General features: G+C 68.7%; 8 protein-coding genes. 3 read left to right on the top strand and 5 right to left on the bottom strand.

Annotated elements, in window-relative coordinates:
* Positions 1-8 precede the first annotated feature (8 nt).
* The 5 genes from QZ613_RS09805 to QZ613_RS09785 all read right to left on the bottom strand — a co-directional run bounded on the left by QZ613_RS09805 (position 9) and on the right by QZ613_RS09785 (position 9,277).
* Entirely contained in the window at positions 9-2,927 is a 2,919-nt protein-coding gene (locus QZ613_RS09805) for a chemotaxis protein CheB (RefSeq protein ID WP_291982178.1), read from the bottom strand.
* A gap of 109 nt (positions 2,928-3,036) precedes the next feature.
* Complete coding sequence (locus tag QZ613_RS09800; protein ID WP_291982176.1) at positions 3,037-4,161, bottom strand: hypothetical protein; 1,125 nt, start codon at positions 4,159-4,161, stop codon at positions 3,037-3,039.
* 13 nt (positions 4,162-4,174) lie between these two features.
* Positions 4,175-7,201 (bottom strand): hypothetical protein, encoded by a 3,027-nt coding sequence (locus QZ613_RS09795; RefSeq protein WP_291982174.1) that lies wholly within the window; start codon positions 7,199-7,201, stop codon positions 4,175-4,177.
* A 10-nt stretch (positions 7,202-7,211) separates the two neighbouring features.
* Positions 7,212-8,327: a patatin-like phospholipase family protein gene (locus tag QZ613_RS09790; RefSeq protein WP_291982172.1), complete on the bottom strand. Its 1,116-nt coding sequence runs from the start codon at positions 8,325-8,327 to the stop codon at positions 7,212-7,214.
* A gap of 398 nt (positions 8,328-8,725) precedes the next feature.
* On the bottom strand, positions 8,726-9,277 hold the full coding sequence (locus QZ613_RS09785) for a molybdopterin-dependent oxidoreductase (RefSeq protein WP_291862382.1): 552 nt from the start codon (positions 9,275-9,277) through the stop codon (positions 8,726-8,728).
* A 319-nt stretch (positions 9,278-9,596) separates the two neighbouring features.
* On the opposite strand from QZ613_RS09785, the gene QZ613_RS09780 reads away from it, so the two are divergent.
* From QZ613_RS09780 to QZ613_RS09770, 3 genes are all read left to right on the top strand, one after another.
* Positions 9,597-10,439 (top strand): caspase family protein, encoded by an 843-nt coding sequence (locus QZ613_RS09780; protein ID WP_043570140.1) that lies wholly within the window; start codon positions 9,597-9,599, stop codon positions 10,437-10,439.
* 125 nt (positions 10,440-10,564) lie between these two features.
* The gene (locus tag QZ613_RS09775) at positions 10,565-16,591 is read left to right on the top strand and encodes a CHAT domain-containing protein (protein ID WP_291901470.1); all 6,027 of its coding nucleotides are present in this window, start codon (positions 10,565-10,567) and stop codon (positions 16,589-16,591) included.
* Positions 16,592-16,593: 2 nt separating this feature from the next.
* Positions 16,594-17,094, top strand: a complete 501-nt coding sequence (locus QZ613_RS09770; RefSeq protein ID WP_291901467.1) for a glycine zipper 2TM domain-containing protein — start codon at positions 16,594-16,596, stop codon at positions 17,092-17,094.
* The last annotated feature ends 1 nt before the right edge of the window (position 17,095 follow it).

The raw sequence follows: 17,095 nt of genomic DNA, 5'->3' as shown, positions 1-17,095 counted from the left end.
CCGTCACTTCAGCCGCCGCGCACTTCTTCCATGGCCAGCAGGATCAGCGCTGATTCACCCGCCATGCGGCGGGCATTGAGCATCATCTTGCGCCGGCCAACGTTGGGCAGCTCGCAGTCCACGGCAAATCCGTCGACGGTCTGGTCGCGTGGGAGGATGCTTTCGAGCAGTTCGCGCAGGGCGACGATGTCCCACTGCCCGTTGCCGAGATCGTATAGCTGCCGCCCGACCGTCTCCTCCGGGCTGACCTGGAAGCGCTGGTAGAACGAGCGGCTGGCGGAGATCACCTGCAAGTGGCCGTCGAGGACGAGCAGGGGTTCGCGCACCGCGTCGACGATGCTTTCGGCGAACCGTCGTGCGGCCTCGCTTGCCGACTGGGCGGCGAGGAGGGCGCTGATGTCGGTAAAGGTGATCACCACGCCATCCAGCTGGTCGTCGAGTCGGCGGTACTGCTTCAGGCGCGCCTGATAGCAGAGGCCGCTGCGCGTGCGCAGCTCGCGCTCGCGCGCCTGGCCGGTGTCGAGCACCGCCCGCGCGTCGGCGAGCAGGTCGTCGTCGACAATGTTGGCGCGGATGTCGGCCAGCGGTCGGCCGATATCGCTGCCGATCAGGCGATAGAGATCCGCAGCCGCCGGGGTGAAGCGGCGGACGAGCAGCTGCGCGTCGAGAAAGATGATGCCGCCGCTGACGTTGTCGAGCAGGTTCCTGAGGTCGTCTTGTGTATCGCCGAGTTGGTCGATATTGGTCTGCAATTCGGCATTCAGCGTCACCAGTTCTTCATTGACCGACTGCAGTTCTTCCTTGGAGGTCTCGAGTTCCTCGACGGTCGACTGCAACTCCTCGTTGGTCGACTGCAGCTCCTCGTTGGTCGACATCAGCTCCTCGTTGGAGATCTGCTGCTTCTCGATCGTCGATTGCAGGCTCTCCCAGGTATCCGCCAGGTCGCGTTCGAGTTCGACGACGCGCTGCGCGGCGCCCGCTTCCCCGACCTCGCCGGTCTCGCCGGTGGTGCCGTCGACGGCCGGCGTGGCGAGCGGCAGCGCCCGGTCGACGTCCTGGAAACTGACCAGCAGCCGCTGTCGATTGCTGTCCGGGCTGGGCAGGGGGCGTACGCTCAGGGCGACGGTCTGGAACCCGCCGTCCACGCGCAGCAATACTTCGCGCGCGCTGGTCTGGGCACCTTTCTCGGCCGCATGGAGGAACGCCGCGCGCAGTTCGAGTTGCAGGCCGTCGACGGCCATGTCGACGACGTTGAGCGTTCCTTCGCCCGGTGCCGGGAGCAGATACCTGCCGGTCTCGCCATGGACGAAGAGGATGTTGCCCGTGCCGTCGGTGACCACCGACGGTGGGGCGAAGGCGTTGAGCAGGGCCCGCCGCGCGATCTGCTCGATGTTGGTCGCCGTCGCGGCGATCGGCATCGCTTCGCAGTTTCTGTCGGCATTCGCTCTTGGCCAGGCGAGGCCGCTGACCATCAAGGCGCGGGTCGACGCGGCGCTGGCAATCGACCGGTAGATTTTCCACCTGTGGTTCAGCGGCTGGAACAGCTCGGCGTGATCGGCGATGGTCTCGGCCGGCGACAGGAAGAGAACGCCACCCGGCTTGAGCGCGTAATGCAGCGTCGGGACGAGCCGGTTCTGCAGCTCGGGTTCGAGGTAGATCATCACATTGCGGCAGCAGATCAGGTCGAGTCGGGTGAAGGGCGGATCCTTGATCACGTTCTGGACGGCGAACACCAGCATCTCGCGAATCTCCTTCCGCACCCGGTAGGCGGCGTCTTCGCGGACGAAAAAGCGTTGCAGACGTTCCGGGCTGAGGTCGGCGGCGATGTTCGGCGGATAGAAGCCGCTGCGGGCGACGGTAATGGCTTCCTGGTCCAGGTCGGTGCTGTAGATCTGGACGCGGAACGTCTGCTGCAGGCGGTCCATGACTTCGCGCAGCAGAATGGCGACCGAGTAGGCCTCTTCACCGGTCGAGCAGCCGGCGATCCAGACGCGAAACACGTAATCGTCGGGCTTGCCGGCGAGCAGCTTGGGAACGATCTCGCTGCCCAGCGCAGCGAAGGCCTCGGGGTCGCGAAAGAAGCTGGTGACATTGATCAGCAGGTCCCTGAACAGGGCCTGGACCTCGGCCGGATGCGCGGCGAGGTAGGCGCCGTAGGCGTCGATGTCGCGCAGCGCGTGCTGGACCATCCGGCGCGCGATGCGCCGGCCGATGGTGCCCTTCTTGTAGAGCGAGAAATCGTGACCGGTGGCATTGCGCAGCACGCGCAGCACTTCGCTGTGGTCGGCTGCGCCCGCCGCCGTTGGCGCAGCCGCCACGCCGTGCTCGGCGAGCGCGTGGGTCCCGGCGAGGAGCAGCGTCGGCATGTCTTCGACGGTCACGACATGGCCGGCGTAGCCGCTGCGCAGCGCGCTTTCCGGCATCCCGGAATACTTGGCCGAGGCGGGCTCCTGGACCAGGGTGATGCCTCCCGCGCCGTGGATGGCGCGCAGCCCCAGCGTGCCGTCGCTGCCGGTACCGGAAAGAACGATGCCCACGGCGTTGTGCTTACACGCCTCGGCGAGGCTGCGCAGGAAGCTGTCGATCGGCATCCGCCGGCCGCGCGGCAACTCGGGTAGCGAGAGCTGCAGTTTGCCGTCGCGGAGGGTCATCTCGCGGTTGGGCGGGATGACATAGACCGTGTTCGCGACGACGCTCAGTTGATCCTCGGCTTCGCGGACCGGCATGGCCGTCGAATGTTGCAGGATCTCGCCGAGGATGCTCTCGTGGCCGGGGTCGAGATGCGGCACGAGAACGAAGGCCATTCCCGTATCCGGCGGCAGGTGGCGAAGGAATATCTCGAAGGCTTCGAGCCCGCCGGCGGAGGCGCCGATGCCGACGATGGTCAGCGCCGGCGAAGTATTTTCCTCAGCGGCAGGGAGGGGCACAGCGGCGCCCGTTTCCGATTTTCGTTGCTCGCTGTTTGTCTTGTCTGTCATAGCTACCTGTTGGCCGTGCTCCGGAGTGCTTGTTGTCGCCGCGGGGCAGGACGGCAGCCTACAGTTGTATCACGTAGGGCGCGTCCGCGGTTGGATTGAGTTCGGCTCGATACGACAGCTCGGCCTGCCGTTGCGGCGAAGCCCACGGCCGAGTCGTCTTGCTGGCGTAGTTGAAGCACAGCGTCGGCGGTTGATGCGGCGAGCGGGCGATGATCCGTTGCATCGCTTCGGCGTCGGGGTGGCGGAAGCGGCTGCCGTTGGTGCTGACGAGAAAGCGCGGGCTGTCGATCAGCGCCAGCAGTTCGTCGCTGACGTTGCCGGCGCTGCCGTGGTGGGCGACTTTCACGGCGTCGACCTTGAGGATCGCCTGGCCACGCTCTTGCAGCAGGCGTTTGAGCGAGGCGGTGATCACCTGGTGGTAGGCGTCGGCGAGAAAGAGGCAGGACCTGCCGGCGAACTCGGCCAGGAAGGCGATCGAACTGCCGTTGGCCGCCGAGCTGTCGACCTTCAGCTGGCGTTCGAGCAGCGTGTCGAGTTCGGGGGTGGTGCCGAGCAGGCCCTGCCCGGGCAGGTAGGCCTTGCGCTGCGCGAGGCGTTGCCAGGCGGCGTCGAGGTCGCCGGGGGTGACGTCGGCGCCGAGGTCCTTTTCCCACGCCTTGCGCATCTCGGCCAGCGTTGCCGGTGTCGGCGACAGCAGCGTCAGCTTCATGCCTCCGGCCAGCGTGCGTTCGGGCAGCGCTCCGCCGTCGGGGACGACCACCGCCTGCCCGGAAAACGCGCCGTTCCATTGCCCTTCCTCGAAGCGGCGGACGATCAGCGCGCTGAGAAACTCGCCCTGCTTGCCTCCCAGCACGCGTCCGCCGGAGGTGAGATGGCTCCAGCCGTTGAACCACAGGTCGATGACCCGCATCGGCAGCGGCTGGTTGGCGAGCAGGCGAACGATGCCCTCGACGTGATCGGTATCGACGTGGCTCATGACCACCAGTTCGAAACGCCGGTCGCCGGCGGGGAGCGCGTCCAGGCGTGCCGCGAGATGCCGGTAGGTGGCAATCGGGCCACCGTCGATGAGCAGGCGGCGCGTGCGGGTGCTGTCGCCGTATTCGACGAACAGGCAGTCGCCGTGCAGTGCGGGCAACATTTCGATGCGCAGGAAGGCGCCGTCGTTGCTGGTCGGGGTCATCATCGTCGATCTCCAGTCAAAGGCGCCAGTCGGCGTCGCCGAAAGCGACGACGCACAGGGCCATCGGCAGGCTTTCGCGCAGTGCCTGCCGTTTCGCTTTGCGCAGCGCTTCGCCGAGGCAGGGAACGGCGTCCGGCTGGCGCGGCGCGCCGGATTGCTCGTCGGCAGTCGATTGGCGGTGGATGGCGAGCAGCACTTCGAGCAGCTTCTCGCCGACCCGCACGGCGTGCGGGCCGAACACCGTGGCGATGGTCGAGACGATCACCGCGGCGCCCGCCTGGCGGAAATAGCGGATGTGGTTGGCGTACTGCTGCGCGCTGCTGGCGGTGTCGCAGCCGAGCAGCAGCAGCAAGGGGTAGGCGCCGTCGACATGCACGTATTCGCGTGGCAGGCGCAGCGTCTTGAAGGCCACGCCGCCGATTTCCAGCGCGATGTCCTGGCGTTCGCCGGTGTTGTGCGGGAAGGCGACGAGCAGGCTCGGGTGGCTGCCGCTGACCGCCTGTTTCCATTCGTCCCAGTTGCCGGCGACGTGCACCGTTTCCGGCAGCTGCTCGCGCAAGGCGGCGAGCAGTGGCGCCACGTCGCTCGCCTTGACCTCCTGGCTGTAGCCGACCAGCGCCCCCTGGTCGAGCTGCAGGCGTACGCGCGTGCCGACCGGCTCGGCCTGGACGATCACTTCGGCCTGGTCGGGGACGTCGATCGCCGGGTTGTAGACGTGTCGTTCGATGACCTTGCGCAGGCCCCAGAAACCCATCGGACAGACGTGTCGACGCGGCTCCTGCTGGCCGGCGCAGCCCTGCGTACAGGCGCCGTCGGCGAGCGCCTGCAGGGCGTTCGGACAGAAGTCGACGCCCGCATCGTCGTCGGGCGGCAGGTACTGGTAGATGAACTCGAAGGGAACGACGGCGTCGGCGCGCGTGCTGACCAGCTGGATGTGCGTCGCTTCGTCGACGTCCATGCCTGCGCGCTGCAGCGGCTGCAGGTTGTCGATCACCAGGCTCGAGTAGAGGTCGGCGCCGAGGCGAGCGAGCTTGACGAAGAGCTTGCGGTTGTCGCCACTGGTCAGCCCCTCGCTGTAGTCGGCGACGCTGTGCGCGACGTCGGAGAGCAGCTGGTTGATGCTCGCGATCGGCTCTTCGATACCGCTCAGATCCTTGGCCCAGGCACGCTTGCCGGCGACGCCGGTGAGCAGCGGCCGCTGCTCATTGCTGTGGTTGAGGATGAAAGCGGCGTCGAAACGCCGTCGCGAACCGAGTTCGCCCCAATGCTGGCGCACGCGCGCTTCGACCTGCTGCCTGATCGCTTCCCCGGCGCTACCGGCGGCGAGGGCTTCGTCGGCGGCGGCGACGCGGGCGTGGATGAGCACCGTCTGCAGCACGCGGCCGCGGTGCAGGACGCTGACCCGCCCTGCGAAAGCGGCGCGGCGGCGCGGGGTGAACACGAACTCGGCGACGCTGCTCGGCCCGAACCGCGGCAGGATGAGCTCGCCGAGCAGCGGTGCGTCGAGTTGCGTCGGCTCGTGAAAGACCACCTGCAGTCGATGCGGCTGCTCGCTGCGCGGCAGTTCGTGCGCCGGAAACGCTTCCGGCGCCGATTGCCACGCTTCGTCCGGCGGCCCGATGCGCAGGCGCAGCAGGATCGGTACGCCGACCTGCAGGCGTTGCCGTTCCTCGACCAGCTGCGCTTCGTGCCGGCGCCAGAAGCGGTGCTGGATGAAGCGCAGCTCGGGCTGTTCGCCGGCTTCTTCGCCCTCCCGGCCGCGCAACTCGCTGGCCACTTCGGTCAGCGACGACGCTTCGTCGGACTCATGGTCGTAGCCGTAGTCGCGGCTCGCCTCGTCCATGCGCCGGGCCAGCAGGGCCGGGGAGACGCTGCGCGCGGACGGCAGCACGCCCCCCACGCGCCCGCTGCCTTGACCGCGTGCACGGCCCCGATCACCTCCGGCCGCGCGGGTGGCGCCGCGCGTCGGCGGCGCGGCGACCTGATCGGGATCGCCGACCAGCCGCCATAGCGAGCGTTCGCTGAGCGCCAGTTCAGCGTCGTCGGGCAAGGCGCGCAGGCGGGCGGTCAGCGTGGCGACCGAATGCGACAGGGCGCTGATGCGCAGCAGGTCGCCGCCGAGGAACGCGGTCACGCGCTGGCCGAAGGCGTGCGCCAGGGCGACGTCCAGCGGCGTGTCGTGGCTCAGCGCGTCGGCGAAGCCCTGCAGCGTCGGCAGGGCGGCGTCGCTGTTGGCGTCGGCGCGCGGCGCGATGCAGACCACGCCTTCGGCCGACAGCTCTGCGGCGACGACGCGCAGCAGCGCTTCGAGCGCGTCGCCGACGGCGTCGATTCCCCCGAGGACGAGCACCAGCGCCGCCCGGCTCGGCGAACGGCGGCTCAGCAGGCGGGCGGCGGTGTGCCGCAGCGAGCCGCTGAAGACGAGCACTTCCAGGCGCGGCGTGGCGCGGCCGGCGACGCTGAAGCGATAAGGCCAGCCCGGCTGCGGCGGCGCCGGAATCTCGGCAAACGAACCGGCCAGGAGATCGTCGGGCAGAACGGCGATGCGGAAGGGAAGTTGCCAATCGACGCGTCCGTCGGCCGCGAAGGCGTCGGCGACGAAGACGCTCGCGGCGGCGACCGCCGGCTGCTGCAGGGCGTGCACCATCGGCAGCAGCGTCTTCCAGCCCTGCGCCCGGCTGCGTACGGCGAGACGAGGCCCGGCGGACACTTGGTCCACAAGGGACGACCAGGCCGCGGCCAGCACGCTCGCCGTCGGCAGGGTGGCGAGCGCCGCGGGGGGCGGCGCCTGCCAGTCCAACGGGGCGCGGCTGCGCTGCCGGCCACGCGCGTCGTCGTCGCGCGCCTGCTGCTCGCCGGCAGCGGCAAGGAGATCGACGATACTGGCGGCGCTGGCCGCAGGCGCGCGCTCGCTGCCGGCTGGCGCGGCAAGCGGCTCTCCCGGGCGGGCCGCGGTCCAGACGCCCGCGGCGGCCAGCGCCTGCGCGAAGCCGGCGTCGTCGAGGTCGAGACTCCAGGCGGCGAGATATTGGCGATCGATCATCGTCGCTTCCTCAGCAGAGCGGCCAGGCGCCGACCGGCCAGCCCTGCGGCGCGCCGAGCGGCAGGTCGGTGCGCGTGCGCAGGGCACTGTCGGCCAGCGCGTAGCCCCAGTTGATCAATTGCCCCTGCTCCTGCGCGGTGAACGCCTTGAGGCGGGTCGGGATGTCCTGCAGCGCGGCGCTGACCGCGTTGTCGCTGGTCAGTGGGTCGTCATCCTCGTAGTCGTCGATCGCCGTGCCGATTCCCCAGTACGCGCCTTGCCGACGCCCGCTCTCGAAATCGCCGATCAGCGCGCGCTTGCGCAGCGCGCGGGTCTGGTCGATGAGGATGTCGCGTACCCGGCCGAGCTGCAGGAGGTCGTCCTCGAACGGCGATTCGTCGATCGCGAAGGGTGCTCCGGCGTCGCTGACGAGAACGATATCGACGTTGTCGAGCAGGGCTTCGAGACCCATGTTGTCGTAGATGCCGCCGTCGGCGAGGACGATCCGGCGGCGCAGGCTGTAGAGGTTCGCCAGCTCGCGCTGGGGCCTCTCCCAGGCGTCGGGTTCGGTCTTCAGTACCAGCGGCGAGAAAATCGGCGGGAAAGCGCTGGACGCGGCGACCGCCTCGGCGAGAGGGACGTCGGAGGTGTACGAAATGCCCAGGACGTAGTCGGCGATGTAGTCCTGACGGAAACGGAAGCTGCGCCCGGTCTGCATGTTCGTGGCGTAGAAGATGAAGCGCGGCGCGTGATCGTCCGCGGGCGTGGCGATCTGGCGCAGCAGGGTTTCGCCGAACAGGTCGCTGGCGTAGCGCCGGGCGAGAAAGTCGCCGGAAGTCACGAACGGCGTCAGGTGGCCGAGCAGGGCGGTGCGCACGTCGATGGTCTGATTGCAGAACTCGCGCACCGGTTGTGCGACGACTTCCTCGAAGTTGCTCGCCTGACCGTCGACGAAGTTGAGCTGCCGCCAGCGGTGGGCCAGCACGCCGGCCAGAATCGAGCCGCCGGAAACGCTGGTAATGCGCGTCAGGCGGCGCAGCAGCCCGCCCTCGTTGAGCCGCCAGAGGCTGCCCAGACCGAAAAGCGTCGCCCGGAACCCGCCGCCGGACAAGGCCAGACCGATACTCGGCTGTTGCTCGGTGTTCATCGGAGTCCTCCTGGAGAGTGCCGCAAGCGCCGGTCGAGGTGCTTCGGAGCAGCGTTCGTCGGCCTGTTTCAGTGGCGCCCGGCAGCGTGCCGCTCCCACTGAAGGATAGGAAATTTCCTGTTATATGGTGAGAGTATCCCCGTTCCCGGCAAGTGTGGTCAAACTTGGGCGCTGCGCGCCAGGCGGCGCAGCGCCCCTGAGCGCAGCATGAAACCCGCGCGGTGGCTGGATTTCGCCGGCTCGATTCTGCTGCCCTCGCTGCCCTCGCTGCCCTCGCCGCCAATTCCGGGCAACCCGTCCCCAGCCGCCGTCATTGCGAGGAGGCGAAGCCGACGCGGCAATCCAGTTCCATTGTCTGACCACTGGCGCGCCACGCCTTGCCCGGGGTCGATTCCCGTCTACTGAACCTCGACGTGGTACAGGCCCCAGGGGCAGAGCGCAAAGCGCTCGCTGGCGGGTTTCGACGCCATTTCCGGAAAGGCGTCGGGCTCGTACACAGCCCACAGCGGCCCGAGCCCGCCGAGGGGGATGGGCTGTCCATCGAGATGGGTGGCGACAATGAAGCGGAAGCGGTCGACCTCGGCAAGCGGCACGAGCGCGGTATAGCCGTCGATCGCGCGCAGGAGCAGCCGGGTCGTTTCGTTCGTCTGCGCACCGGCCGCGCGAAGTACCCTGCTCAGCAAGGGGCCCGTGAGCCGATGCTGGCGATTGTCGTATTCAAGGGTGGGAGCGATGGCCGTTGCTGGCAGCGCGCTCAGCGCGGCAAAGTCGAAGCTGTAGGCGCGCGTGAATTCGACGCCCTGTTTCTTCATCAGCTGATCCAGCGCAGGGTCAAGAGGCCCCCGGTTGCCGGCAGCGATATGGCCGCTCACGGTGAGCAGCGCCGGGCCGCGCGAGTTGACCGGGTCCCGCGACGCTTGTGCCAGTACGGGCACGGCCGCACCGCACAGCGCGAAACCGGCAAGCAGGTGTCTTCTCTTCAAGTGTTTCCTCCTCGACGAATGCCGGCCGGGAAGGTTCCGGCCATGCACAGCATAGACCAGGCTCGGCGGCAGCGGGGAACGGGGTCCTGGAGAGCAGCGGGGGCGCCGGCTCGATCGGCGCCTCGGCGGCGACGGCGGAAGGGTCGCCCGCAGGATGGCGGCGGCGCGATGGCGAGGTTTGTTATTGCCTTCGCGCTTGCTAGACTGAGGGCCGCAGTTCGCAGTTCGCAGTTCACAGTTCACAGTTCGCCATCAATCAGCAACGATCAATCGACAGGAGGCAGTCATGAGCAAGCGCGCGCTTTGTATGGGGATCAACAACTACCCCGGTACGCACATGGATCTGAATGGTTGCGTGAACGACGCCAACGACTGGGCTGCCGAACTGGCCGGGCGCGGCTTTGCGGTGAGCAAGCTGCTTGACCAGCAGGCGACCAAGGCGGCCATGGTCCACGACATTCAAGCGCTGATCGCCGGTGGCGTCAGCGGCGACGTGCTGGTGATCACTTATTCCGGCCACGGGACCTACGTGCCGGACACCAACGGCGACGAGATCGACGGTCTCGACGAGGCGCTCTGCCCCTACGACATTCAGACCGGTGGCGGGCCGCTGATCGACGACGAGATCAACACCCTGTTCTCGGCGCGCAAGGCGGGCGTGCGCTTGCTGCTGATTTCCGACAGCTGTCACTCGGGTACCGTCACCCGCGCTGCGGCCGCCGATCCCGACGCCGACGACGCGCTGCGCCCACGTTTCATGCCGATGGGCAACTGGCTGGCGGCCGACAAGCTGCCGCACGGGATCAGCGGCCAGCCGCTGACGACCGTGCCGGTGACCTCGGGCGGCTCGCCCTTCGCCGGCGCGCTGTCGCGAATGATGGGCGATCTGCTGCTCGCCGGCTGCAAGGAAGGACCGAACAACTTCAGCTACGACGCGCGCATCAGCGGCCGTCCCTGCGGGGCGTTCACCTATTACGCGCTGAAAACGCTCAAACTGCTGCCGGCCAATGCCACCTACGCGCAGTGGCATGCGGCGATCACTCCGGGTTTCCTGCCGTCGGCGTCGTATCCGCAGAGCCCGCAGATCTTTGGCAGCGACGACGCCCGCAAACGCCAGATTTTCACCTGACGGCAGGGCCGTCGCCGGCGGCCGCCAGCCTGCCGTGAGCGGCGGCGAGGGATGGCGGCGCGGTGGCGACTCTCACGGCACGACGCCGCGGCACCGGGCGTGGCACGAACTCGATGGAGGCGATGATGGCTGATCCCACTACTCTCAACTTCACTGGTCGCCAGAGCGACCAGCCGCAATTGCCGGCGTTGCTGCAGAGCGTCCGTCGTTCGGCAGGCGAGGCCGAGGATCCTTTCCTGCCCGCCGCTTACCTGCAGGCGCGCGCCAGCTTCGAGGTCGGCGCCGCGGTGCGCGGTGCCGGCGCCAGCGCCCAGCAGTACGCGGCGCAGGACGACGAGGTGCTGGTCATCGAACTCGCCGACGGCGGCGTACTGATCACTTCGGCGAGCAAGCTCAAGGCCTCGCTGCTGCGCAGCCGGCCCGAGCTGATCGGCAGCGACGGCGAGATTCTCTTCGATCGCCTGCGCAGCGACGGGGCGGCGACGCGCGGCTTGCTCGGCGACGCCATCGGCGGCCTGGTCAGCAAGGTCTTTGCGCTGGCGGTGGGGCGCGCCAGCGACGAAATCATCGACGCCGCCAGGGACAAGCTCGGCGAGCTGCGCAAGGGTGCTGGCGACGTCGCCGAACTGGGCGTCAGCGGGCTGGGAACGCGGGCGCTGATGTGGGCGATCGAGGCGCGGCTCGGTCGGCCGACCGGCGTTTACTGCTGGGACGGCGGGCGTCGCGCCGCCGAGGCGCAGGACAGCAAGGCGCTGGCGCGCGCGCGGAGCGAGCTGCAGCGGGCGGCGGCGGAGAAACGGCCGGTCCTGCTTTTCGTGCATGGCACCGGGTCGAACACGCTCGGCAGTTTTGGCGACCTGCAGGTCGACGAGCGTGATCTGTGGAGCGTCCTGCAGCGCCACTTCAGCGGCGGCATCTACGCTTACGAGCACCGCACGCTCTCCGAGAGCCCGATCGAAAACGCCCTCGAGCTGCTCGCGGCGCTGCCCGACGGCCTTCAGCTCAGCCTGGTCTCGCACTCGCGCGGCGGCCTGGTTGCCGATCTGCTCTGCGTGCACGACTTCGACCGGCTGATCGAGCAATACAAGGCCGATCTGCCGGGTACCGGCGACGCCTGCGAGAGCGAAGCCGAAGCGCAAGGCCTGCGCCGCGAAGTCGACTCGGCGCACGCCGAGCAGCGTGAGCAGTTGCGCCAGCTGGCCAGCGCGCTGGCGGCCAGGCAGTTGCGCGTGCAGCGCTACGTACGCGTCGCCAGTCCGGCGCAGGGGACGCGGCTGGCGAGCGGCAACCTGGACCTCTTCCTTTCCGGGATGCTGACGCTGATCGGGCAGGTGCCGTTCTTCTTCGGCAACCCGTTCTATTCGGCTTTCAAGCGCGTGGTTCTGGAAATCGCGCACAAGCGCACCAATGCGCATCTGGTGCCCGGCATCGAAGCGATGTTGCCGGACTCGCCGATGGCCCGCCTGCTGCGCGACGCACCGGTGCGCGCGGGCATCGAGATGGCGGTGATAGCCGGCGACATCGAAGGCGGCAATCTGCTCAAGCGCCTCGGCGTCCTGCTCACCGACTATCTGTTTTTCGACAACGTCGACAACGACCTGGTCGTCGATAGCGACTCGATGTTCGCCGGCATCGCGCCGCAGGCGCGGGCCCGTGCGCTGTTCGACCGCGGCGCCGAAGTCTCGCATTTCCGCTACTTCACGAACATCGATACCCGCCTTGCGCTGCGCGACTGGCTGGTCGCCGACGAGGTCCTGCCGCTGACCGCTTTCCAGGCCTTGCCGGGTCCGTTCGTGGACGGCGAAGCGAGCGTGGGCGCCGTGTCGCGCGCGCCGCAGGTGCGCCGTGCCGACCTGCCGGTGGTCGTCGTGCTGCCCGGGGTGATGGGTTCGCACCTCGCGGTGAATGGCACGGACCGCGTCTGGTTCGACCCGCTGGACATTGCCGCGGGTGGCCTGAGCAAGATTGCCTGGGAGCAGTCGGGCGTCGAGGCCGAGAAGCTCTTCGAGATGTTCTACGGCGACATCTGCGAGTATCTGTCGACCAGCCATCGTGTCGAGCGCTTCGCCTACGACTGGCGGCAGCCGCTGGATGTGCTCGCCGAACGCTTTGCCGAATTCCTCGACCGCCTGCTGCGCGAAACGACGCAGCCGGTGCGCCTGCTCGCGCACAGCATGGGCGGCCTGGTAGTGCGCGCCAGCATCCACAAGCGCCGCGCGGTGATCGACGCGCTGATGGCGCGCGACGGCGCGCGCCTGGTGATGCTCGGGACGCCCAATCAGGGGGCCTACTCGATGGTCGAGAACCTGCTCGGCAAGGGTGATACGCTGCGCTCGCTGGTGCGCCTCGATCTTCGGCACGACATGCGCCAGGTGCTGCAGATCGTCGCCGGATTCCGCGGCGCCCTGCAGCTGCTTCCCAAGCCGGGTTTCGTCGATATCTTCCAGGGGCAGCCAGACGGCGGTGACGACAGGCAGGATTTCTGGCTGGCGAAAACCTGGATCGACTACCGCAAGAAGGTCTTCGACCTGTGGTTCGGCAACGGCAATTCGGCGACGCCGGACCAGCAGCAGCTCGACGCGGCGAACTGGCTGTGGGCACAGGACGGCAAGGCGACGCCGGCGCTGCCCGAGGCCTACGCCAGAAAGGCCGTCTATGTCTTTGGCGTCGCGCGCAATACGCCGTGCGGAATACGCGAGGTCAATGGGCGCCTGAAAATGGTCGGCACCAGCCAGGGGGACGGCACGGTCAGCTGGGCTTCGGGACGTATCGACAACGTCGGCAGCTACTACTACCTGCCCGCCAAGCATGGCGACCTGCCGTCGACGCGCGAGTATTTCCCCGCCCTCGGCGAGCTGCTCAGCAACGGCGTGACCAGCGGCCTGCTGAGCAGCCCGCCGGCGGTGCGCGGCGAGGAAAAGCCGCTGCCGGTGGTCTACGACGCGGGACCGCCAACGCTCGACGGCGGCGAGGCGGTGGCGCGCGGTCTGCTTGGCGGTTCGCCACGCAGTTGCGTCGCGGCGCGACCGAAACGTCGCCTGGAGGTCGCCGTCAAGGCCATGGACCTGCGTTTCCTGACCCAACCGGTTCTGCTCGGCCACTACGAGCAGGACCCGATCGCCGGCGCCGAGGCGCTGATCGACCGCGAACTGCTCGACGGCGAGCTCACCCAGCGCTACAACCTGGGTCTGTACGCCGGCCCGCGCGGCGCGGCGAGCGTCGTCCTGCGCGTTCCCAACGAGCAGGAACGCCACCGTGGCAGCCTCACCGGGGCGATCGTCACCGGCCTCGGTGCCTACGATGGCAACCTCAGCGTTGGCGATCTGACCGAGGCGGTGCGTGCCGGCGTCCTGCGCTATCTGCTGCAGGTGATCGACGTGCTCGGCAAGGACGAACGCGAACTGCCGCTGGCTGCGCTGCTGCTCGGCTACAACTCGTCTGCCAACCTGTCGGTGGCGGCGTCGGTCGAGGCGTTGCTGCGCGGCGTCATGGAGGCCAATGCGCGCTTTTACGAGACGACGCGGCTCGCCATTCGCGTCACCCGCCTCGACATCGTCGAGCTCTATCAGGACACGGCGATCACCGCCGTTTACGCGTTGCGGCGAATGCCCGAGCGCCTCGTCGAGCTGACCCGGCGCTACGATGTGGCGCTCGTCTGTCGGCCGCAACTCGAACAGGGCGAAGGGCTGCGCCGACGCCTGTTCGACAGCGGCAACCCGAGTTACTGGCCGCGGCTGATCGTCACCGACGCCGATCGTCACGAGCAGGGGGGGCTACCCGCCAGCCTGCCCGCGTCCGGCGACGCCGGTCCGGCGGGAGGGTCGGCGCGCGCGCAGCGGCCGCGCACGGCGATCGCCGAACGCCTGCGCTTTCTCTACGTCGGCCAGCGCGCACGCGCCGAGTCGGTGGTTCTGCAGCGACAGCCGGGCCTGGTCGAGAAACTCGTGCGCCAGCAGATCCAGACGCCGGTGTGGCGCGAGGACTTCGGTCGCGTGTTGTTCCAGTTGATGGTGCCGCACGACTTCAAGGACGCCGCGCGACAGCTCGAATGCATCGTCCTGGTGGTCGACGACTACACCGCCAACCTGCCGTGGGAGTTGATGTTCGCCGACGATCAGCGCGGCGCCGGCGAAAGGCTGCCGCTGGCCCTGCGCACCCCGGTCGTGCGGCAGCTCGCGGCCATGCAATTCCGCCGCCAGGTGCGCCAGGGACTCGAGCGCAAGGCCTTCGTCGTCGGCAATCCGTCGGTCGAGGGCTTCGTCGCCGCTTTCCCGGATCCACAGCGGCCCGACGCGGCCGACCCGCCACCACTGCCGGGCGCCGAGGAGGAGGCTTACCAGGTGGCGGCGATCCTGCAGGGTCTGGCCTACCAGGTGGTCGCCGAGATCGGCAGCGACCGCCGCGCGTCCGACGTCCTGACCCGGCTCTACCAGCAACCTTACCGGCTGCTGCATATTTCGGCGCACGGCATCTTCGACCAACAGCACGTCGATGGCCGCCGTCGCTCGGGGGTCGTCCTTTCCGATGGTCTGTTGATTACGGCCGCTGAAATACGGGCCATGGAAAGTGTGCCGGAACTGGTTTTCCTGAGCTGCTGCCACCTGGGCAAGGTGGATACGGGCAGCGGCGGCGAGGGCGGCCACCCTCAGGATGCCGAGCGCACCGTGCAAGACGGCAACCTGCTGGCGGCCAGCGTCGCGCGTGAGTTGATCAACATCGGCGTGCGCTGCGTGGTCGTCGCCGGCTGGGCGGTTGATGACAAGGGCGCGATGATCTTCGGCAAGGCGTTCTACGAGCACCTGCTGCTCGACGGACTGCCCTTCGGGCAGGCGGTCTTCGAAGCGCGGAAAGCGGTCTGGCAGGCCAATCGCGAAGACATTACCTGGGGCGCTTACCAGGCCTACGGCGAGCCGGGTTGGCTGGCCGAGCCGCGCCTGCAGCGCAGCGCCGGCAGGGCAGCGAACTTTGCCTCGCCCGAAGAATTGCTCGACGAGCTTTCCAGTCGCCGTGCAGCGCTGTCGCGGGGCAGCGAGCGGCAGACCCGGCACGAGCTCGACGCGCAACTGAGCAGCATCGACGCCCTGCTCAACGAGCGCTGCCCGGCAGGCTGGTTGCGGCTGCCGGCGGTCCAGTCGGCGCTGGCCAGCGTGTGGGCTGACCTCGGCGAGTTCGGCAAGGCGCGCGACGCTTATCTCGACGCACTGCAGTCCGACGACGGCAGCGGGCAGGTGCCGGTACGCGATATCGAGCAGTTGGCCAATATCGAGGCGCGCCTGGGAGAAAAGGACGAAAAGTCCGAGGGGGACGAGGGGGACGACGCCGCGCTGACGCTGATCGACAGCGCGCTCGAACGTCTGCGCAGTCTCGACGCCCTGCTCTCGCCACTGGCTGGCGGCGCGTCGGCCGGCGCGTCGGTGAATGGCGAACGCTGTGCGCTGCGCGGCAGCGCCGCCAAGCGCAAGGCCAACGTCTTTGCGCGGCGAGGGCTCGCCGCCAGTGGCACGACGGCGGAAGGGCAGGCGGCCGGCGCAGCGGCGTTCGCGCAGATGGACGAGGCGTTGCGCGAGAGTGCCGATTTCTACCGGCAGGGCGAGGGAAGGCCGGGCGATGCCGCTTTCCGGGCGTACAACGCGCTCAACCGCCTGGCCATCGAGGCGCTGCTGGCAGCGCCGGATGCTGACCGGCAGCAGGCGATCGACCTGGCGTCCTACTGCCGCTCGGCGGCGCGCGAAGCGTACGCACGCAGCGCCGACTTCTGGGACGCGATGCGCGAGCCCGAGTCGCTGCTCGTCGAGCGCCTGCTCGATGGTGGATTTCTGCACTCGGGCGAGGCCGGCGAGGAAGCGTTCGCCGAGGTGGTGCGCGCCTACGACGAGACGCTGGCCAATCTCAGCCTCAAGCCGAAGCAGCTCGACTCGGTGGTTGCCCACCTTTGCCTGCTGTCGCGATTCTGCGACGTTCTCCAGGTCAGTCGTGGCGCGCCCGGCTGGGGGTTGGCCGCCGAGCGACTGATCGCTCTCGGCGAGGGCGTCAGTCCTGGCGGATGCCGGCGCGACGATCGACCGGCGGGGGCAGCGCCGCTTGCAGGCGCGGGCGCGGCGGGTGCGGCAGGCGCGCCCCCCCGGCGCCAGCGCGCGCCCCGGAAACGCTAGCGGTGGATTCTGCGGCGGCTGCACGCCTGCCGAGCCGCGCCCGTTCCCCGGCGATGGCCCTGGTGCACGGATTCCCGTCCCGCCGGTCGGTCCTTGCCCTGCTTGGCTTCCTCGCCGCCTGTGCGGGCGTCGGCCAGCAGGCGGGGGAAATGGGGGTTCGTACCGGCGTGGTCGAACAGATCGTCGACGTCCCGTTGCCGACCTCCCATCACGCCGGTGTCGGCGCGGTGGTCGGCGGTCTGGCCGGGTTGAGTGTCGGCAGCCTGATCGGTGCGGGTAGCGGCCGCGACGTGGCGATGGTGCTGGCAGCGGTTGGCGGAGCGGTCGCCGGTAACGAAGTCGAGAAAACCCATGCGCAGCCCGTTCCCGGGCAGCAGATCGTCGTTCGTACCGGCAGCGGCATCCTGATTTCGGTCACCCAGCCCGGCGTCGCGGGCCTGCGCAAGGGGCAGGTGGTCTATGTCGAGGGGCATGGCGACGGCGCTCGCGTCGTTGCCCGCTGAC

It is taken from the genome of Candidatus Accumulibacter sp. ACC005 (assembly GCF_907163215.1).
GTDB classification, from domain to species: Bacteria; Pseudomonadota; Gammaproteobacteria; order Burkholderiales; family Rhodocyclaceae; genus Accumulibacter; species Accumulibacter regalis.
Note: the sequence above shows the minus strand (reverse complement) of the source record. Positions and strands in the feature narration are given on the sequence as shown.